Below are 19,286 nucleotides of genomic sequence, written 5' to 3'. Positions count from 1 at the left end.
ACGTTATTGATACTCATCAATAAGTGCATAAATTTGCTTGAGGGTGGCATTTGACAATTTTGTTCGTTCACCTTTAAGTAAATTTTCCAATCGTTCCAACGCAACTAATAACGAAGATGCTTGGTGTGGTCCATAATTAAGTAAATGATCAATAATTTGATTATCTAAATGCACACCACGGCGTTCCAACACAGACATCACTAATGCCTGACGATCGGCAAACAAACTACCATTAGGTAGCTTTACGCTCACTGCTTGCGTTAAACGTGATTGTAGATCAGGTAATTCTAATTTAAGCTCAATTGGCGCATAACGCGAAGAAAAAACAAGTTGCCCACCTTCTTGATTATTATAATTAATTAAGTGAAAAACAGCCTTTTGCCAATGTTTTACCCCATTAATTGCCTCAATATCATCTAATGCAACTAAATCATAGCGCTCTAATGCTGTAATTGCTTCAATGGGTGCATCTAAAAGCTCTAATAAAGAAACTTGTATTGCTGTTTTTCCTAGTTCTAAATAAGAATCACAAATTGCCGATAGCAGATGACTTTTCCCTGTCCCTGCCCCACCATAAACATAAAAACGGTTGAGTAAACCTGCATGCATTTGACGAATGGCATCAATTACATGCCCCCAACTTGGTCCAGAAAAATCGCTAATTCTGGCATCAAGTTGAGGCTCAATATTTAATTGCAACTGACGCATATTAACTATGACTTATCTTGTGTGTTTTCAATCTTAATATCAACTTCCACATTTGTCGACTGTGTTGTATGTTGTTGTTGCCCATATAAATTTGAGCTTTCATAAAACTCTCGGACATGCTTTAACAACACCACAATAATAGCGGCAACCGGCAATGCAATCAACATACCTAAAATACCACCTAACTGCGCACCTGCAAGTACAGCAAATACCACAGCCACAGGTGAAAGTCCAATTTTATCGCCAAGTAAGAATGGCTGTAGAATATATCCTTCTACCACTTGCCCAACCATAAATACTACACCCACAAGAGCTAAGTGTACCCAATCTAATCCAAATTGGAAAAATGCAGCAATTACAGCAGAAATAATACCCACCGCAAACCCTAGGTAAGGAATAATACTTGAAAGGCCTGCCACCATACCAATAATTAAGCCTACTTCAAGCCCAATTAACTGTAAGCCAACTGCATACACAATCCCAAGTAAAATCATTACTAAGAATTGACCTTTTACAAATGCACCCAACACACTATGGCATTCTTTCACAATCTGTACTGTTGTCTTTTCATAGGGACGCGGTATTAGACGGCGCATTTGTACTAACATACGTTGCCAATCAAGTAAAAAGTAGAAAGCAATAATTGGAATAAGAACAACCGTTCCCCCAATTTGAATAAAGCTTAAACCTGACTGTGCTAAACGCAAAGCAAACGATTGAATACTATCCACACTATAATTTGTTTGAATATATTGCATTGCCGCATCAGAAATTTGATCCGTATCAATTGACATAGGTTCAAGCTTAAACGTATGCGCAACCCACGGTAATAATTGATGATTTACCCAATGAACTGCAGATGGAATACTGTCACGCGCATATACAATCTGTTTCCATGCTAAAGGCACTACGTACCACGCAGCAAGCACTACTCCAACACCAATACCTATAAAAACCACACTGGTGGATAACCAGCGTGGTAAACCAAGCCGAGATAATCTTGCTACAAGTGGACTAAACAAATAGGCAATAATTAAAGCTGCAATAAAAGGAATCACCACGGGCTTTAATAGGTAAATGACCCATAGAAGTAATGCAATGCCCGCTAAAATAAAAATCCGACGTAATGTACGATCAACCATAATTTTTAATATGACTTATCTAAGTTTAGATAAAGATACCACTTTGATTTAAAAAAACTATATGAATTTCGTATATGAATTTTTGTCAAAAATATTGACCAAGACATAAACAAGATACGTTATACTCTTGACCGAAAAGCGGAGACTTTTGACATGAGCAATTCAACGGAAAATACAACCATGGGCTTAAGCTACAAAGATGCAGGTGTAGATATCGAAGCAGGTGATGCACTGGTCGATCGAATTAAATCTGTTGCCAAACGTACAACGCGACCAGAAGTCATGGGAGGACTTGGCGGTTTTGGTGCGCTTTGTAAAATTCCAAAAGGCTACGAAGAGCCTGTTTTAGTATCAGGTACAGACGGTGTAGGTACAAAATTACGTCTAGCACTGAACTTAAACAAGCACGATACCATTGGGCAAGATTTAGTTGCGATGTGTGTCAACGATCTTTTAGTTTGCGGTGCAGAACCTTTATTTTTCTTAGATTACTATGCAACTGGTCACCTCAATGTTGATGTTGCCGCTCATGTGGTTACAGGAATTGGACAAGGCTGTGAACTTGCAGGCTGTGCGCTTGTGGGTGGCGAAACTGCCGAAATGCCAGGCATGTACGAAGGTGAAGATTACGATCTTGCAGGCTTCTGTGTAGGTGTTGTAGAACAAAGTAAAATTATTGATGGCTCTAAAGTTAAATCAGGCGACGTTCTGATTGGTTTAGCATCATCAGGTGCCCATTCAAATGGTTACTCGCTTCTGCGCAAAATTTTAGATGTTAAAAATGTAGATTTAAACCAAACCATCGACGGGCGCACACTCGCAGATGTTGCGATGGAACCTACACGTATTTATGTTAAACCTGTGTTAGAGCTGTGCAAACAAGTAGATGTGCATGCGATGGCACACATCACAGGTGGCGGTTTACCAGGTAACTTACCACGTGTTTTGCCAGAAGGTACTCAAGCTGTTATTGATGAAAGCTCATGGGAATGGTCAGAACTCTTTAAACTCTTACAACGCGAAGGCAATGTAGAACAGTTTGAAATGTATCGTACCTTTAACTGTGGCGTAGGTATGGTTATTGCCGTAGATGCCAACGATGCAGAAAGAGCAATTCAACTCCTTACAAAGCAAGGCGAAAATGCTTGGAAAATGGGTCATATTCAAGCAAATGATTCAGCTGAGCGTGTTATTTTCAAATGATGAAAATCGCGGTATTGGTTTCAGGTAATGGTAGCAATTTCCAAGCTTTAATTGATGCCAACTTATCTGGACAAATTGTTGGATTGATTTGTAATAAAGCAAGTGCATATGCTTTACAACGTGCCAAACAACACAATATTCCAACCTGTGTGATAGAACATCAGAATTTTCCAACTCGTGAGCTTTTTGATGCTGCTATGCATCAACAGCTTTTAGATTGGGATGTTGATTTAGTTGTACTTGCAGGATTTATGCGTATTTTAAGTGCTCATTTTGTTAATCAATGGCAAGGACGTATGTTAAATTTACATCCGTCCCTATTGCCTGCGTACAAAGGCGTACATACACATCAACGTGTTTTACACACAGGTGATCGTTTACATGGTTGTACGGTTCATTTTGTAACAGCTGAGTTAGATGCAGGTTTAGCGATTGCACAAGGTGTATTGGAAGTAAATTGTAAAGATACACCAACCACATTACAAAACCGTGTACATGAACTCGAACATTTGGTTTATCCAGAAGTTGTAGAATGGTTGTGTACTAAAAAACTGCAATATGTTGATGCAAATACACTAAATTTTAGAAATAAACCACTAACAAAACCAATTCGGTTCTGTCAGTGATAAAAAAGGTGCTTAAGCACCTTTTTTTATTGTACTTTTAAATCTGATTGCGTTTGCAATTTTTGTGCAACAGACTCACTAAACCCATGCCCAAACTCTGCACCCATTTTGCCTAAAACAGACTCAAGTGGGCTACGCTCCACTGTATAATCGACTGTTTTATCAATATTGAGTGTACGTTTTAGCGTTTCTAAATTACCTGCTTTATCTGCAATACCCAATTTGATTGCTTGGCTACCCGACCAAAATAAACCAGAAAAAATAGCAGGATCTTGTGACGTTAAACGTTGACCACGCCCCTCTTTTACTGCGTCAATAAAATGTTGATGTACATCATCTAATACACTTTGAACATGCACACGTTGTACAGGGTTTACAGGTTTAGTCATGCTTAAAATATCTTTATTAGCACCCGATGTCATTGTACGATCTTCAACACCTAGCTTTTGTGCTAAACCACTCACACCATAGTTTGGCATAATCACACCAATAGAACCCACTAAACTTGATGGATTGACCCAAATTTCATTAGCAGCAGATGCAATATAGTAAGCCCCTGAAGCACCCATATCACCAATTACAGCATATACTTTTTTACTTGGATTTTGTTTTTCTAAATAGCGAATTTCTTGCCAGATATTATCTGACTCTACAGGAGAGCCCCCTGGGGAATTAATATTAAGTACCACAGCTTTACTATTTTCTGCTTTAAATGCTTTGCGTAATGCCTTAATCGTATCTTCACTGTTCACAGATTTACTGTCAGATGCAATCGTTCCATTGATATTAACCACGGCTAAGTGGGGCGAATTTACAGTGGTTTCTTCTTTATCTGCACAGCCTCGCATCATCAAGATTAAAACAGCAAATAAATAGATAAATGTTAAAATTTTAAAGAAAATTCCCCAATAGCGGGTACGACGCTGTTCTTTTACCGAAGAAAGTACCACTTCTTCTAAAATTTGCCACTCTTTAGATTGTGGCTGTGGCTCATTGGTTGGTTTTGGCGGCCAGTCAGACATATCCCATCCTTATTCTAAAATAATGCTCATTATATACGCGCGTATTGTTTAAGTTGCAGATTTTCACTTATAATTTATCAACAATCATATAAAGATCATTGTTATATACTGATGGCAACCTCCCAAAATTCATTGACCTACCATTTCCTTAAATTTTTCAGTAGGCAACCTTTAAGCTTTGCACGTGGTTTTGCACATGTTTTAAGTTATCTAGTTATATATAGTAAAACAATTAAAACAGTAAAAGCTGCTGATTTAAATATTCAAATTGCACTCCCACATCTTGAAAAACACAAAAGAGAATATATTGTTAAGCAAGCAGCACATAATGAGCTCACCTCCTATTTTGAGTTTTTCAATATTTGGGGCACAAGTAATGCTAAAAATATTTCTCGTATTCATCATATTGTGGGCAAGCAATATTTTTTTAATGCCCTAAAAGAACAAAAGGGTTTGGTTTTGATTGTGCCACATTTTGGTACATGGGAAATTATGAACGCTTGGTTTGCACAACATACTAAAATGACCATTATGTATAAACCTATAAAAAATGATGCAGCCGATCAATTTGTACGAGAAGCACGTAGCCGTGAAAATGCCACCTTAGTACCAACAGATGAATCAGGTGTAAGGCAAATTTTTCGTGCTCTAAAACAAGGCGGCACCACCGTTATCCTTCCCGACCATACGCCGAATATTGGTGGGGCAATGGTAGATTATTTTGGTATTCCTCTCGCATCGAGTAATTTATCGGCAAAACTCATTCAAAAAACGAAAGCCAAAGCTTTGTTTTTATATGCAATTCGTAATGATAATGCAGGTTACGATATGACTATTCAACCTGTTGACGATGCAATTTATGAAGGCACAGACATACAAGGCACACAAGTTATTCATCACATGATTGAACAATTAATTCATCAATATCCTGAGCATTATCATTGGAGTTACAAGCGCTTCAAAGCAAATCGTGTATTAAAGAATATTTATAATTTACCTAAAGAAGAAACATTACAAAAAGTCGCGCAAGTCCGTCAGCGTTGAAGCCAACGTTTGGTATCACGCTGAAAATTCACACTTGTATCAGTAAAGGTAATAGTCCCTTTTTGTGCTGTTGTCCATAGTGGTATACCCAAAGTTTTAAGTCGTTCTTGTACTTCCATGCTTGGATGTCCATAATGATTAAAACGCCCCACTGAGGCAATTGCGATATCAGGATGATAATGTCGCAAAAACTCAATAGACGAGCTAAATTTACTGCCATGATGTCCAAGTACTAATACATTTACTTTTAAATCAGGATAAGCCTGCATCAAGTATTGTTCTGTTTGCATGCCTGCATCTCCCATAATTAAAAAGTGTTGCTGATGATGAGTGATATACAAGACACATGATTTTTCATTACGCTCTTTAGGATTTTGTACAGCACTTGTAGGTGATAAAACTTGAATAAGCGTATCTCCATAAGTTTTTGTTTGTCCTGCATAACAAAACTCAAACGGCGTTGGATACCGCTCGTTTGTAGTAAGCCTTTGGACTTGCATATGACTTTGCAGTTTAGGAAATGCACCGCTATGGTCTTTGTCTAAATGAGATAAAAATACCTCATCTAAACGACTAACACCCTGATTTACAAAATACGGTATAAGCACCTTATCAGCTAAACTAAATTTTTCTTCATTATAAGAACCACCTGTATCAATCAAAATTTGATGGTTTTGATCATGAATTGTAATGGCTTGCCCTTGTCCTACATCTAATACCGCAAAATTGAAAGGTAGCGTTTTAGTCGGTAAAAATAAAGGAACGCAAAGAATGACTGCCCATAGTCTTGGGACAATTCCTTTAGGTAAAAATAAAATAAACACCGCTAGGCTTAAACATACCACTTGCCAAGGGTTAAGCCATATAAAATGTAACTGATCAAGATGTGTAAGTTTTTCTAATATCCAAACCAAAGCATCTAATGCCTGATTAGCAACCCAAAAAAATGGGTAGCTCAGTCGTGGTGCAAACGCGCCTAATGTTGCTGCAAATACTTCGATGGGGACAACCAATGTGCCAATAATTGGAATTGCGATTAAATTACTTAAAGGCGATAACCAAGACACTTGCTGAAAAAATAAAATTGTAATGGGTAAAAGGGCAAGAAAGATTTTTCCTTGTGATTGTATAAACTGCATTAATACCGTACATACTTTTTCTTGCCATGTGCTATTGGCTTTAAATACAATGGTTTGATAGATACGTAGCAAAATAAAAGAGGCACCGTAAGACAGCCAAAATGCGACAGAGAGTACACTCAGCGGATCGTATAGCAGTAAAATAGCGGCACTTGCAATCACAATACTAAATGAAGAAAAACGCTGTTTAAAAAATAGCGTCAGTGTAATCAGTGCTGTGGTTATCAACGTACGTAGTGCAGGAATTTCAAAACCCACAAAGGCGCAATAAAACAAAACACAAGCAAAAAATGGCAGTGCAAGTACTGTATGTTTTGGGTAGGTTTCGTATAGTCGAGGAAAACGCCAACAAATAACTGTATGCAAAAACCAACTCATCATTAAAGCAAAAACAAGAACATGTGGTCCTGAAATAGCAAGTAAATGACTAATACCAAGTTGTTTAAATTGATTGGTTGTTTCCCAACTCAGTAGAGTTTCATCACCTGTTAGTAGTGCAAGTAACAAGCCTTTTTGACTAAAATTCTGTTGTTGTAGATATTCACGATACTTTAAACGTTGCTGTTCAATCCAATTGGGTTGAACCTGATTTGTAGGCTCTATTTTTTTAACTAAAATGGTTGCCATTATATTTTGCTGAAGCATCCATTTTTCTTGGTCAAATGCCCCTGAAACCGCATAGCTTTGTGTGGGTTTAACATCACCTTCTAAATAATAAAAACACCCTAACTGTAATGTGTCATGTTTTAAAATCGCTTTCCACTGTACATTGCCTGTTGGACGCTGTACCTCTACAATTTGTTGGTTACGTTCATTAATTTGATTTACATGCACCAAAACACGCTGTGTACTCGGCTGTAGTTCTCTTTGCTGTAAACGGTTTTCTAAAATTGTATTGGCATGGTACTGCCCAAGCAATATTGCAAACATACCAAAAATAATGGTTTTTTTTATACAACATGCAACAACAAGACCTCCCAAAACGAGAGGTAATGTTGCAATATTTAACGCGGTATCACCAATGGTTGCATGTCCAATAATCCATCCAACCAAAATCCATCGAATTACGGCGTCCATATTCCGTCTTGCATGTGCAAAATACGGTCTGCCGATTGTGCAAGTTGCTCATCATGCGTGACAATCAACATTGCCATATCAAACTCTTTTTTTAGGTCTGTTAATAACTCAAAGATAGTCATTGCCGTATGACGATCTAAATTCCCTGTCGGCTCATCTGCAAGCATCACTTTAGGTTGTGCAACCAATGCACGTGCTAGTGCCACACGTTGACGCTCCCCACCTGATAATTCACCTGGTTTATGCGTTAAACGATGAGATAACCCTACACGATCTAGTAAGTATTTCGCTTGCTCAGAAACCTTTTTGTAGTTGGCAGACTGACGTAACATCAAAGGCATTGCCACATTTTCTAATGCAGTAAATTCAGGTAATAAATGATGGAACTGATACACAAAGCCTAAATGCTGATTGCGCAGTTCACCTCGTTTTGTTTCATTGAGCGTGTCAAAACGTTCATTGTTTAAAAATACTTCGCCTGCTGTAGGACGGTCTAACCCCCCTAAAACATGTAGTAACGTACTTTTACCCGAACCACTTGAACCCACAATCGAAACAAACTCGCCCGCACAAACCTGTAAAGATAAGCCTTTTAGGACATCTACGCTTGAGCGACCATCGGTAAACGTCTTGGTAATATCTTTAGCTTCCAACACAATACTACTCATAACGTAATGCCTCCGCAGGTTGTACTTTTGCTGCACGAATAGCAGGATAAATGGTCGCTAAGAAACTTAATACCAATGACACACCCACAATCGTTACAACATCTTGCCATCTTAAATACGAAGGTAAATAATTAATAAAGTAAGCATCAAATAAATGCCAACCCAAACGCGTATTTAACCAATCAATAATGTTACTGATACTTGTAGCTAAAATGACACCTAACACTGCACCTGTTAGCGTACCAACCACACCAATAATAGTACCTTGCACCATAAAAATACGTGTAATGGTAGAGGGTGATGCGCCAAGGGTACGTAAAATGGCAATATCAGACTTTTTATCTGTTACCACCATCACCAAAGAAGACACAATATTAAAGGCAGCAACCAACACAATTAAAAATAATAAGAGGCTGACCATCGACTTTTCCATCTGAATAGCACTAAATAAATTACCATGCGTGTATGTCCAGTCAGAGCCATAAAAACCTTGTGGTAATTCTTTAATGACTTCATCAGTCACTTGTGGTGCTAAAAATAAATTGTCTAGTTTTAAACGAATGCCTTGTGCACCGTCAGGTAGGCGTAACAAGGTGGAAGCATCGTACAAATCAACATAGCCCATACTTGAGTCTACTTCTGCGCCCACACTAAAAATACCCACAATTTTAAAACGCTTAAAACGTGGTACGACCCCTGCTGGTGATGGCGTTGCTTCAGGAAGTACCAAAGTCACATTATCGTTTAAACCTAAGCCAAGCGCATCTGTGAGCTGTTTACCCAAAACAATACCAAATTCGCCTTTTTTAAGCGCATTGATATTACCTGCTACCATATGATTTTGAATAATCGAGACATTTTTTTCATAGTTCGGATCAATACCCGACACCATAATGCCCGAAACTTGCCCTTGTGCCGTAAGCATGCCTTGAAGTTGAGTAAAAGGTGCAACACCTGTTACATGCTTGTTTTTTGAAATTTGATCAGCAAGTTTTGGCCAATCGGTAATAATCTCGCTTGAGGATACCGTGGCTTGTGGCACCATACCCAACACACGCGTTTTCAGTTCACGGTCAAAACCATTCATTACCGAAAGCACTGTAATCAGCACAGCAACACCTAGTGTCAACCCAATCATCGACACCAAAGCAATAAAGGAAATAAAATGGTTACTACGCCGTGCACGTGTATATCTTAGCCCGATATACAGCGAAATAGGTTTAAACATACGACCTCGATAATTTTTTGAAAATGTTAGCGTTTATCTTCATAAAGTTAAATGCTTATACTTTGGTTTTTCTTATTTGTTTTGCAATCGTTTGATCAAGCGCACTTGAAAATTCTCGCTTATCACGCTCACCCAATGGGGGCGGTCCACCTGTTTGTACCCCTGCACCGCGTAGTGTCTCCATATAGTCACGTAAATGTAAGCGCGCTTTAATATTGGCTGTGGTAAACACTTCACCGCGTGGATGAAGCGCAACACCACCTTTTTCAATGACTTGTGCTGCCAATGGAATATCTTGTGTCATCACAATATCATCAGCTTGCATCTGTTCAACAATTTGACGATCTGCCTGATCTGCACCACTCATCACTTGTTGCGAGCGAATGCGTATCGAAGGTGTGATGCCTAAAGGCTGATTTGCCACAAAGATTACTTCAAGCTGATAACGATCAGATGCTCTAAAAATAATATCGCGGTAAATTTTAGGGAGTGCGTCGGCATCTACCCAGAGTTTAAAACTTGGCATAATGACTCTAAATGTCCATTTTTAGGGCAGTTTACAACAAAAAGTACTGACCTTCCCTTGAAAAAGTACAAATCACCCACGATTAAGATATGTAAAAGACAGACAACGTGCCTATGACTATGCAAAACAACAGCCCAGAAATCGTAACCATAGATGATCAAAAATTTGGTAGCCATGTCGAACATTGGACATTGCTCACTGAAGAACCCACGACAACTGTGCCACGATGGTTGGGAATTGCATTAGATCAGCCCATTATGCCAATGGGCTTGTGCCGTCAGGAAACTGATATGGATGCCAATACATGGCTTATTCAGGGACCAAAAGACTGTAAAATTCAATTTTCACAAGTAATTGAAGTTGAACAAAACCGTCCAAAATGTGTTAAAACAGCTTTTCCAACATTTGAAAGCCCATACAACACACCTGCAAAAATTGATCGTATTATTCGTAGTCAATCCAATACACAAGCGGTATTACGTTTACAAGTCGGTAAAAATGCAATCGTTTATGCATTTGACTCTTTGTATAGTGTTAACCATGCACAATATGAAAAAAATGCCATCTATGCCACTCACCTAAATGCTTGGGCATATCAGCTTGAAGAAGTTCAACCACACGAACATATTATGGTGGATGACCCTGCTGCAATTAAGCATCATCGTGCTTTAAATGATGTACTTGCCGCACATGATGGTGTTGCGCCTGCCAATCTACAAGAACTGATTGATGCGTGGGAACCCAAAACCGAAGATGACAAAGCCCCTTTAAAAGTTGATTTTTCTAAAATGGTGGCTTACTTATACGGCGAAAATGTTGGACAAGAAGACGAGGCATGGTTTCAAGGCAAAATTGTGGGTAAAAGCCAAACAACTTGCAATGAGAAAAACTATACCTTGTACGATGTGACGTTATTACTAGAAGATAACGAAGAGGCAACTTTGGTACGCATTGCATCTGATGACGCAAAATTTGAAATTGGACAATATATTCGCGGTAACATATGGATTCAGGCGAATATTTACTCTAAACTAAAACAAAAGTAACATTAAAAACATACCATGAAAGAGCTTGTGCTAACTCAACTAAAAGTCATAGACCTTGGAAGCATCGGCTTTTTCTTACTTGGCATATTTTTAATGTTCTTTATTTTTCACTGTCTTTTTTAAAAGCCCTCAAACGAGGGGTTTTTTTTAGCCATAACGACGTGCAAAATCATCCATAAAGCTTACCAAGGCTTGTACACCCTCTAATGGTAAGGCATTGTAAATACTTGCACGCATACCACCTACAGAACGATGCCCTGCAAGGTTAACAAGATGTTGCTGTATTGCCTCTTCTAAGAATTTCTTTTCTAAAGCCGTATCTGCCAATGTAAATGGCACATTCATAATTGAGCGGTTTGCTGTTGCAATTGGATTAGCATAAAAATCGCTTTGGTCTAAATAACCATACAATAAATCAGCTTTTTGCTTATTAATTGCATGAATGGCATTTACACCACCTTGCTCAAGTAACCACTCAAATACAAGCCCCGATAAATACCATGCATACGTTGCAGGCGTATTCAACATAGAGTCATTTTGTACCTGTGATTGATATTTAAGTAAACTTGGAATTTCAGGTTTTACTTGATCAAGTAAGTCTTCACGCACAATCACCAAAGTTAAACCAGCAGGGCCAATATTTTTTTGTGCCCCTGCATAAATGAGTCCAAATTTACTTACATCAATGGGTGCAGATAAAATACTTGATGACAAATCCGCTACTAACGGTGCTTTTACATTTGGAATTTCAGAAAACTGTACACCACCAATTGTTTCATTCTCGCAATAATGCACATAAGCACTGTTATCACGTAAATTCCATTCACTTACAGGTACAATCGCTGTTTTTCCATCTTGCTGATGCGCTGCGTTAATAACGTGAATATCACCATAACGCTGTGCTTCTTTGATGGCTTTTTCTGACCAAATACCTGTATGCACATAGTCTGCTTGTGCATTTTTTCCTAACAAGTTGAGTGGAATTGCCGAAAATTGCAGTGAAGCACCACCTTGTAAAAACAAAACTTTATAATTGCTTGGAATATTGAGCAAAGTGCGTAAATCTGCTTCGGCTTTTTCAGCAACTGCCATGTAGTCTTTACTACGATGGCTTATTTCCATAATGGAAACACCCTTACCGTGCCAATCCAACATTTCTTGTTGCGCTCTTTCAAGCACCGCCGTTGGCATTGTTGCAGGTCCTGCACAGAAGTTATAGGCACGCATGGTCTTTCCCTTTTTTAGCTAACATACAAATTTCCATATTTACAACGTTTTAAACAGTTCTACAAGCGTTTGTTGTGAGTTATGTGCCACTTCACCTTCTTTCTGCACAACACGTTTCCATGTACCATCGCCTTGTAATAACCACGCTTGCTGATTATCTTTTAAATAATTCAGTAAACCTTGCTGATAAATCCGCTTGCGTAATGTTTCATCTTCTACAGGGAAACACGCTTCTACACGATTAAATAAATTTCGGTTCATCCAATCGGCACTTGAACAATAAATACGTGCTTTACCAAGATTACTAAAATAAAAAACACGAGTATGCTCTAAGAAACGTCCTACAATAGAACGCACTTGTATATTCTCAGATAAATTAGGTAATCCCGGACGCAAGCAACAAATAGAGCGGATAATTAAATCCACTTTTACGCCCGCTTGAGATGCTTCGTACAACTTATTAATGAGTTGAACTTCTGTAAGCGCGTTTACTTTAATAATAATACGTGCTTCTTTGCCTGCTTTGGCATTGGCAATCTCATCATCAATAAAACTGAGTAAGTGACTATGCAACGTAAATGGTGCGTGTAACAGCTTTTTAAGCTTCGCCATTTTGCCCATTCCTGTGAGCTCTTGGAACACACGGTGTACATCTTCACATAGTTCTTTTTCGGTGGTGAGTAAGCCATAGTCTGTATAAATACGGGCATTACCTGCATGATAATTCCCTGTACCTAAATGGGCATAACGCACCAATTTATTGTTTTCACGGCGTACTACCAAAATCATTTTGGCATGTGTTTTATACCCCACAATACCGTATACCACCACTGCACCTGCTTCTTGCAATACGTTTGCCACAGCAATATTGGATTCTTCATCAAAACGTGCACGTAGCTCAATGACCGCGGTCACTTCTTTACCATTACGCGCAGCTTCGGCAAGTACTTGCACAATTTCAGAATTTGGACCACTACGGTACAACGTTTGTTTAATTGCCAAAACTTGTGGATCACGTGCAGCTTCACGTAATAACGAAATTACAGGTGCAAATGATTCAAACGGATGATGTAGCAAAATATCTTGCTTCTTCATCGCCGTAAAAATATTTTCAGATTTCTTTAAAACTTTAGGGATAAGAGGGGTAAAAGAATCATACTTTAAATGAGGACGTTTAAAGTTAGAAAGTAAGCGCGCTAAATTGACAGGTCCATCTACCTTATAAAGACTCTCTTCGCTTAGTTCAAACTCTTGTAACAAATATTGGTAAATATGTTCAGGGCAATTTTGCGTTACTTCTAAACGTACTGCCCGACCAAAACGGCGCGAACTTAACTCACCTTTTAAAGCTTTGGCTAAATCTTCTACATCTTCGTTTAGCTCTAAGTCAGCATTACGTGTTACACGGAACTGATAACAACCTGTTGCGGTCATACCTGGAAATAAATCAGATACATGTTCATGAATAATGGCAGACAACATCACATGATGTTCTTTACCATCCGTTAGCTCATCGGGCAAACGTACAACGCGTGGTAACGAACGTGGTGCAGGTACAACCGCTAAATCTATTTGACGACCAAATGCATCTTTGCCCTCTAACGTCACAATAAAGTTAAGACTTTTATTGACCAAACGAGGAAATGGATGCGCAGGGTCTAAACTAATAGGCGTTAAAACAGGGGCAACTTGTTCTTGGAAATATTTTTTTACCCATTGGCTTTGTGCAGGTGTTAATTCACCACGGCGTAAAAAGCAAATATCTTCTTCACGCAATTTAGGTAAAATTTCTTCATTTAAAATACGATATTGACGTTCAATTGCTTCGTGAGTGGTTTTAGAAATTTGCTCTAATACTTGTTTTGGTGTTAAACCATCGGGTGTGTAACTTTCGTTACCTAAGGTTGTGAGTTGCTCTAATACACCTGCAACACGAATTTCAAAAAACTCATCTAAATTACGCGAAAAAATAAGTAAAAAATTTAAACGCTCAAGTAAAGGATGTAACGGGTCTACGGCTTGCTCTAACACACGCAAATGAAAATCTAAAATAGACAATTCACGGTTAATATAGCGCGCGTTATAGGTGTACTCTGGCATTTCTTTATCCCTAAAAAATACGATTGTCGCAGATATATATTACTGCGGAATGTCTACAGAGTGAAAATATTTATAAATAAAACGTTGTCTGAACTTAAAACGTGGATTTTGAGGATGTGATTGATAATATTTTGGATTTGGGAGCAATCCTGCTAAAAAAATTGCTTGTTTTTGGGTCAAAGCCTGACTACTTTTATGAAAATAATGTTGTGATGCCGCTTCTACACCGTAAATATTCTCACCAAGCTCTACAGAATTCATATACACTTCTAAAATACGTTGTTTAGACCACAAACGTTCCATCATGATGGTGGCTATACTTTCTTGTGCTTTACGAACAAAAGACCGCTGTGGAAATAAAAATAAATTCTTTGAAAGCTGTTGAGAAACCGTTGAGCCTCCTGCCACAATTTCGCCATTTTCTTCATTCCGCTCCAATGCAAGTTGCACGCCGTCCCAATCAAAACCATGATGTTGCATAAATTTAGCATCTTCACCCACTAAAACAGCACGTTTAAAATACGGGCTAATTTTATTGTACGGTTGCCATTGATGATGAACCTCGCCTGTTGCTTGTAGGCGCATAAACATCGTAGTTTGTACAGGATGTGTTTTCCACCACAATAAACTTGCAAAAATCCAAAGTTGAATTGCTAAAATAATCCCTATCACAACACGAAGCACACGCATCATGTCCCGCTCTCCTTCAACCTATGTCATTATTGCCATCAATGTTTTATTGTATCTTTACCAAGTTGCAACGGGCGTTGATAGCGCATCCCCAAGTACGGCAGATGCTATTGCTTGGGGCGCAAATTATAACGTAACGCAATATCCCTATCGACTTGTCACAAGTTTATTTTTTCATTTTGGCTTTATTCATCTTGCACTTAATATGTGGGCATTATATGTATTTGGCACAGTGGCAGAGCAAATTTATGGCACTCGCTTTTTTATTTTTTTATATTTTATTTGTGGTATTTTTGGCAATTTAGTCAGTAGTACAGATATCGTCAGTGCTGGTGCATCGGGTGCAATTATGGGGTTAGGTGGTGTGCTGACCACTATTGCTTTTTTAAAACCACAGATGGGTTTAAATAAAAGAGGTTTAGTTGGCATCATGCTACTTAACTTAATGATTGGTGTACTTACCCCTCAAATTAATAATATGGCACATGTAGGTGGTTTTATGATGGGTGCATTAATGGCTTACATACACCACAAATACACTCAAACCATGAGCATACTTGTAGGTATTGTTTTATGCTTTATCATGTTAGAAGTCAAAGAACTCAACTTTGCCCGTTTCTAATGAATACTCTGCACCAACAACAATTAATTTACCTTGTTCAATAAGTGCTTCCATCACAGCAGAACCATGACGTAACTGATTCACAGATGCAAAAATATTTGAACGTACAGCATGACGACATAATTTTTCTTCGTCATCTTTTAGTTCTGTATGCATCAAAACTTCTACCGATGGACGTACACGGTTTACAATCGACATTAAGTTACTAGATGGCGCTTGATGTGGGTTTTTTAACGCATTAATTGTTGCTTTTACCGCACCACAACCTGTATGACCTAAAACTACCACAACCGCACAATCATAACTTGCCGCAGCAAATTCAACGCTACCTACCTGTGATGGTGCAACAATATTGCCTGCAACACGAATCACAAATAAATCACCTAAACCTTGATCAAATACAATCTCAGCAGGAACGCGCGAGTCTGAACACCCTAAAATAATAGCAAAGGGGTTTTGATCTGCTGTGAGTTGGTTGCGTTGTTCTTGAGAAATAACCGTTGAGCATTTCCCATCAACATAACGCTGATTACCTTCTTTTAAACGTGTTAACGCTTCTTGAGCTGTCATCATGGCAAAAATCCATTGTAAATAAAAATCATTTTAGGTGTGGCTATACAGGTTGTCACTGACTAAAACTGTCGTTTTCCGTTATACTTAAGTTTTTCACTATGCTTAGAAAAACCGAACGACTCATTGATGCACACCTTCAGTTTATTCTGAAAAACCAAACACCAAAGCAATTTTTAGCATGGTTGCACAACAAACCTATTCATACGCTTGTTGAGTTTGATGACTTGCTTCAATGCTTGCAATCGCTAGATTTAACTGAGCATTTACATCAAGCACTGACCCACCAAGCAACTCACAGCACCACTATTGAACAGATCGTTAATGTGATGACAATTGATGAGCTGGCACAATATATCTCAAGCAAAACCGAATATCGTCAAAAGCTTATACAACGAATTGTGTACAGCCCTATTTTTTCTAGCTTAGTGTCACAAATTATTAATCGTGCTTTACAGGATTATTTAAATAATCCATTACTCAAAGCAGGTAAAGCGGTTTTAGAACAGACATTGCATAAAAAATTGGGACAGATCAGCGAAAGCCTACTTAATCAACATCTGACTGATGATAAACTTTATCACTTACAAGCAGATGTGTGGCATAAAATAAAAGATATTAAGCTCAAGCAACTTATTGATGATAAAGAAGTTTCAAAAACGTTGAGTATCACCAAGTCATTTTGGGTCTATTTTAGTCAAAGCGAATTTTTTCAAGCGCTACTCAAAGATTGGTATATGCAAGCACATATAGGAACGCAATTTGATTTATTTGCGCCTGCACTTCAGCAGTATTTTGCATCAGATGAGTTTATCAAACATACACGCCAACAGCTTGAGCAATTTTATTATTTGCCTTCAACACAAGCACTGCTATAAAAAAAGGTGCATATTGCACCTTTTTACTACTTAAAGTAAGCACCTTCTGCTTGGCTATGGTCAGTTTGGTCAACCACACGTTTAAGCTCAGGAATGTGTTCTTGCAACGTCGTTTCTACACCTTGCTTTAACGTCATATCAATGGCAGAACACCCTTGACACCCTCCACCAAATTTAAGCACCGCTGTTAAACCGTGTGTAGCATCGTCTTGCACTTCAACCAATGAACAATTACCGCCATGGCTTGCTAAACTTGGGTTGATTTCAGCTTGAAGTATGTAAGTAATACGCTCTTCAATAGACGCATCAGGACCTACACGCGGTACTTTTGAGTTTGGTGCACGGAACGTCAACTGTCCCCCAAAACGGTCTTTGTTATAATCAATTACAGCATCACGCAGATACGGAATTGATGGTGCATCAACAAATGCAGGAAAATCAGGATATTCTTGTCTATAATCTGTTGGTACAACTTCTTCAGGTGCACTATATGCCATACAACATTCAGCACGTGGTGTCCCTGCACTTTCAACAAATACACGCACGCCAATACCTGGTGTGTTTTGCTTTGCTAACAAGTCTTTTAAGTACTCTTGCGCAGTCGGTGTAATAAGTAAGTTTGGGATTTCTTCGTTTTCAGTCGACATATTATTTCCCTCTATCTGAAGAATTCATTTTAACTGAAAATCGACTAAATTTGTCGGAATAGGAGTAAATTATGTTTAGTCATACACTTATTTTAATTTTAATTACGGTGGCAATTTCTTTACTTGCCCTATCTAATCAAAAAGTTTTATTTAGACTGATTTTTTGGGCGCCTGCTATCAAAGAAAAAGCACAGTACGATCGTTTTATCAGTTACGGATTTGTCCATGCCGATGGTGCACACTTGCTGTTTAATATGATTACTCTTTTTTTCTTCGGCAGTGTTATGGAGAAATTTTTTCGCCAATACTGTTTTGATATGGGCTTTGTTCTATTTTATTTAGGCGGTTTAATTTTTTCAATTTTACCTAGCTACCTTAAACATAAAAATGATCATCAATGGTCAAGCCTTGGCGCATCGGGTGCTGTTTCTGCTGTATTATTTTCATATATTTTGTTTCAGCCATGGAATAAAATATATGTATTTTTCATTCCTGTGCCTGCCATTATTTTTGCAGTGCTTTATATTGGTTATACCATTTGGTCGAACCAACGCAATAATAGCAATATTAACCATAGTGCCCATCTTTGGGGTGCAGCTTACGGTATTATTGCAACCATTATTATTGAACCAAGAGTTGTTCCACACTTTTTAAATGCATTGCTGTAATTAAAATTTTAGGTGTTGATAGATAAAATTTTGCGCGTTGTTCAAAGCAATCTTCTTTTTTTTGTATAGAAATATCTCCCTGCTGATACAGTATATATGCTGTTTCAGCAACAATGCCTAAATATTTTGCATTAAAAACATTCGCATATTTATGTGATAAAATGATAAAAATAGTTATTTTTCCTAAATTTTCGAATTATGATCTTTATAACACATGGTGAATTTTCTACAAATAATTAGTCTTATCAAATAGATAAAACTTCAATCTGTAAAAAATGGTATACAAAGCTTATTAGTGAGTGATTAAGTAAAGGGGAGATAGTTTGTATAAAATAAAATATTACACCTTTACTATAAAAACTTTCGTAATTAATAATGCAAATATGTTGTTTGGCATAAAACATCAACACCATAATATTTACTTTTAGAAATTATTACCTTAAGGCAAATATATT

The 19,286-nt window shown here is 38.0% G+C and carries 19 protein-coding genes; 7 read left to right on the top strand and 12 right to left on the bottom strand.

The window, feature by feature from the left end:
- Positions 1-3: 3 nt before the first annotated feature.
- Positions 4-708, bottom strand: a complete 705-nt coding sequence (gene hda, locus PCI70_RS00705) for a DnaA regulatory inactivator Hda (RefSeq protein WP_269913438.1) — start codon at positions 706-708, stop codon at positions 4-6.
- 5 nt (positions 709-713) lie between these two features.
- Complete coding sequence (gene cxpE, locus PCI70_RS00700; protein WP_269913437.1) at positions 714-1,850, bottom strand: chloramphenicol efflux transporter CxpE; 1,137 nt, start codon at positions 1,848-1,850, stop codon at positions 714-716.
- 153 nt (positions 1,851-2,003) lie between these two features.
- On the opposite strand from cxpE, the gene purM reads away from it, so the two are divergent.
- Positions 2,004-3,053 (top strand): phosphoribosylformylglycinamidine cyclo-ligase, encoded by a 1,050-nt coding sequence (purM, locus tag PCI70_RS00695; protein WP_269913436.1) that lies wholly within the window; start codon positions 2,004-2,006, stop codon positions 3,051-3,053.
- The gene (gene purN, locus PCI70_RS00690) at positions 3,050-3,679 is read left to right on the top strand and encodes a phosphoribosylglycinamide formyltransferase (RefSeq protein ID WP_269913435.1); all 630 of its coding nucleotides are present in this window, start codon (positions 3,050-3,052) and stop codon (positions 3,677-3,679) included. Before purM ends, purN begins: the two co-directional genes overlap by 4 nt.
- Before the next feature lie 26 nt (positions 3,680-3,705).
- On the opposite strand, the gene sppA is transcribed toward purN, so the two are convergent.
- On the bottom strand, positions 3,706-4,701 hold the full coding sequence (gene sppA / locus PCI70_RS00685; RefSeq protein ID WP_269913434.1) for a signal peptide peptidase SppA: 996 nt from the start codon (positions 4,699-4,701) through the stop codon (positions 3,706-3,708).
- Between the two features lie 111 nt (positions 4,702-4,812).
- On the opposite strand from sppA, the gene PCI70_RS00680 reads away from it, so the two are divergent.
- Complete coding sequence (locus tag PCI70_RS00680; protein WP_269913433.1) at positions 4,813-5,745, top strand: lysophospholipid acyltransferase family protein; 933 nt, start codon at positions 4,813-4,815, stop codon at positions 5,743-5,745.
- Here PCI70_RS00680 and PCI70_RS00675 read toward each other — a convergent pair.
- From PCI70_RS00675 to PCI70_RS00660, 4 genes are read right to left on the bottom strand one after another with little or no spacing between them, the layout of a single operon-like run.
- The gene (locus tag PCI70_RS00675; protein ID WP_269913432.1) at positions 5,736-7,961 is read right to left on the bottom strand and encodes a DNA internalization-related competence protein ComEC/Rec2; all 2,226 of its coding nucleotides are present in this window, start codon (positions 7,959-7,961) and stop codon (positions 5,736-5,738) included. The genes PCI70_RS00680 and PCI70_RS00675 overlap by 10 nt on opposite strands.
- Positions 7,949-8,629 carry a lipoprotein-releasing ABC transporter ATP-binding protein LolD gene (lolD, locus tag PCI70_RS00670; RefSeq protein WP_269913431.1) on the bottom strand — a complete coding sequence of 227 codons (681 nt, stop codon included), beginning with the start codon at positions 8,627-8,629 and terminating at the stop codon, positions 7,949-7,951. Before lolD ends, PCI70_RS00675 begins: the two co-directional genes overlap by 13 nt.
- Positions 8,622-9,857: a lipoprotein-releasing ABC transporter permease subunit gene (locus PCI70_RS00665; RefSeq protein ID WP_269913430.1), complete on the bottom strand. Its 1,236-nt coding sequence runs from the start codon at positions 9,855-9,857 to the stop codon at positions 8,622-8,624. Before PCI70_RS00665 ends, lolD begins: the two co-directional genes overlap by 8 nt.
- 55 nt (positions 9,858-9,912) lie before the next feature.
- Complete coding sequence (locus tag PCI70_RS00660; protein ID WP_269913429.1) at positions 9,913-10,383, bottom strand: YaiI/YqxD family protein; 471 nt, start codon at positions 10,381-10,383, stop codon at positions 9,913-9,915.
- Between the two features lie 119 nt (positions 10,384-10,502).
- On the opposite strand from PCI70_RS00660, the gene PCI70_RS00655 reads away from it, so the two are divergent.
- Complete coding sequence (locus tag PCI70_RS00655; RefSeq protein WP_269913428.1) at positions 10,503-11,429, top strand: hypothetical protein; 927 nt, start codon at positions 10,503-10,505, stop codon at positions 11,427-11,429.
- 147 nt (positions 11,430-11,576) lie between these two features.
- On the opposite strand, the gene serC is transcribed toward PCI70_RS00655, so the two are convergent.
- Genes serC through mtgA form a run of 3 tightly spaced genes read right to left on the bottom strand, consistent with a single transcriptional unit; the run spans position 11,577 to position 15,449 of the window.
- Positions 11,577-12,656 (bottom strand): 3-phosphoserine/phosphohydroxythreonine transaminase, encoded by a 1,080-nt coding sequence (serC, locus tag PCI70_RS00650; RefSeq protein WP_269913427.1) that lies wholly within the window; start codon positions 12,654-12,656, stop codon positions 11,577-11,579.
- 39 nt (positions 12,657-12,695) lie between these two features.
- A complete protein-coding gene (ppk1, locus tag PCI70_RS00645) occupies positions 12,696-14,756 on the bottom strand; it encodes a polyphosphate kinase 1 (RefSeq protein WP_269913426.1) in 2,061 nt (686 codons plus the stop codon).
- Between the two features lie 39 nt (positions 14,757-14,795).
- Positions 14,796-15,449 carry a monofunctional biosynthetic peptidoglycan transglycosylase gene (gene mtgA, locus PCI70_RS00640; protein WP_269913425.1) on the bottom strand — a complete coding sequence of 218 codons (654 nt, stop codon included), beginning with the start codon at positions 15,447-15,449 and terminating at the stop codon, positions 14,796-14,798.
- On the opposite strand from mtgA, the gene PCI70_RS00635 reads away from it, so the two are divergent.
- A complete protein-coding gene (locus PCI70_RS00635) occupies positions 15,448-16,068 on the top strand; it encodes a rhomboid family intramembrane serine protease (RefSeq protein ID WP_269913424.1) in 621 nt (206 codons plus the stop codon). The two genes, mtgA and PCI70_RS00635, sit on opposite strands and share 2 nt — an antisense overlap.
- On the opposite strand, the gene PCI70_RS00630 is transcribed toward PCI70_RS00635, so the two are convergent.
- Positions 16,033-16,641, bottom strand: coding sequence for a carbonic anhydrase (locus PCI70_RS00630; protein ID WP_269913423.1), 609 nt, complete (start codon positions 16,639-16,641; stop codon positions 16,033-16,035). The two genes, PCI70_RS00635 and PCI70_RS00630, sit on opposite strands and share 36 nt — an antisense overlap.
- 98 nt (positions 16,642-16,739) lie before the next feature.
- Between PCI70_RS00630 and PCI70_RS00625 the strand changes: the two genes are divergently transcribed.
- The gene (locus tag PCI70_RS00625; RefSeq protein WP_269913422.1) at positions 16,740-17,516 is read left to right on the top strand and encodes a hypothetical protein; all 777 of its coding nucleotides are present in this window, start codon (positions 16,740-16,742) and stop codon (positions 17,514-17,516) included.
- 26 nt (positions 17,517-17,542) lie between these two features.
- On the opposite strand, the gene nfuA is transcribed toward PCI70_RS00625, so the two are convergent.
- Positions 17,543-18,163 carry a Fe-S biogenesis protein NfuA gene (nfuA, locus tag PCI70_RS00620; RefSeq protein ID WP_269913421.1) on the bottom strand — a complete coding sequence of 207 codons (621 nt, stop codon included), beginning with the start codon at positions 18,161-18,163 and terminating at the stop codon, positions 17,543-17,545.
- A 71-nt stretch (positions 18,164-18,234) separates the two neighbouring features.
- On the opposite strand from nfuA, the gene PCI70_RS00615 reads away from it, so the two are divergent.
- Positions 18,235-18,831, top strand: a complete 597-nt coding sequence (locus tag PCI70_RS00615) for a rhomboid family intramembrane serine protease (RefSeq protein WP_269913420.1) — start codon at positions 18,235-18,237, stop codon at positions 18,829-18,831.
- The last annotated feature ends 455 nt before the right edge of the window (positions 18,832-19,286 follow it).

The organism is Acinetobacter sp. HY1485, assembly GCF_027568475.1.
GTDB lineage: Bacteria > Pseudomonadota > Gammaproteobacteria > Pseudomonadales > Moraxellaceae > Acinetobacter.
Note: the sequence above shows the minus strand (reverse complement) of the source record. Positions and strands in the feature narration are given on the sequence as shown.

What these genes read in the sequence shown, in the direction of transcription:
- hda (WP_269913438.1), bottom strand. Translation starts at nt 708, where the DNA reads ATGCGTCAGTTGCAATTAAATATTGAGCCTCAACTTGATGCCAGAATT.
- cxpE (WP_269913437.1), bottom strand. Translation starts at nt 1,850, where the DNA reads ATGGTTGATCGTACATTACGTCGGATTTTTATTTTAGCGGGCATTGCA.
- purM (WP_269913436.1), top strand. Translation starts at nt 2,004, where the DNA reads ATGAGCAATTCAACGGAAAATACAACCATGGGCTTAAGCTACAAAGAT.
- purN (WP_269913435.1), top strand. Translation starts at nt 3,050, where the DNA reads ATGATGAAAATCGCGGTATTGGTTTCAGGTAATGGTAGCAATTTCCAA.
- sppA (WP_269913434.1), bottom strand. Translation starts at nt 4,701, where the DNA reads ATGTCTGACTGGCCGCCAAAACCAACCAATGAGCCACAGCCACAATCT.
- PCI70_RS00680 (WP_269913433.1), top strand. Translation starts at nt 4,813, where the DNA reads ATGGCAACCTCCCAAAATTCATTGACCTACCATTTCCTTAAATTTTTC.
- PCI70_RS00675 (WP_269913432.1), bottom strand. Translation starts at nt 7,961, where the DNA reads ATGGACGCCGTAATTCGATGGATTTTGGTTGGATGGATTATTGGACAT.
- lolD (WP_269913431.1), bottom strand. Translation starts at nt 8,629, where the DNA reads ATGAGTAGTATTGTGTTGGAAGCTAAAGATATTACCAAGACGTTTACC.
- PCI70_RS00665 (WP_269913430.1), bottom strand. Translation starts at nt 9,857, where the DNA reads ATGTTTAAACCTATTTCGCTGTATATCGGGCTAAGATATACACGTGCA.
- PCI70_RS00660 (WP_269913429.1), bottom strand. Translation starts at nt 10,383, where the DNA reads ATGCCAAGTTTTAAACTCTGGGTAGATGCCGACGCACTCCCTAAAATT.
- PCI70_RS00655 (WP_269913428.1), top strand. Translation starts at nt 10,503, where the DNA reads ATGCAAAACAACAGCCCAGAAATCGTAACCATAGATGATCAAAAATTT.
- serC (WP_269913427.1), bottom strand. Translation starts at nt 12,656, where the DNA reads ATGCGTGCCTATAACTTCTGTGCAGGACCTGCAACAATGCCAACGGCG.
- ppk1 (WP_269913426.1), bottom strand. Translation starts at nt 14,756, where the DNA reads ATGCCAGAGTACACCTATAACGCGCGCTATATTAACCGTGAATTGTCT.
- PCI70_RS00635 (WP_269913424.1), top strand. Translation starts at nt 15,448, where the DNA reads ATGTCCCGCTCTCCTTCAACCTATGTCATTATTGCCATCAATGTTTTA.
- mtgA (WP_269913425.1), bottom strand. Translation starts at nt 15,449, where the DNA reads ATGATGCGTGTGCTTCGTGTTGTGATAGGGATTATTTTAGCAATTCAA.
- PCI70_RS00630 (WP_269913423.1), bottom strand. Translation starts at nt 16,641, where the DNA reads ATGATGACAGCTCAAGAAGCGTTAACACGTTTAAAAGAAGGTAATCAG.
- PCI70_RS00625 (WP_269913422.1), top strand. Translation starts at nt 16,740, where the DNA reads ATGCTTAGAAAAACCGAACGACTCATTGATGCACACCTTCAGTTTATT.
- nfuA (WP_269913421.1), bottom strand. Translation starts at nt 18,163, where the DNA reads ATGTCGACTGAAAACGAAGAAATCCCAAACTTACTTATTACACCGACT.
- PCI70_RS00615 (WP_269913420.1), top strand. Translation starts at nt 18,235, where the DNA reads ATGTTTAGTCATACACTTATTTTAATTTTAATTACGGTGGCAATTTCT.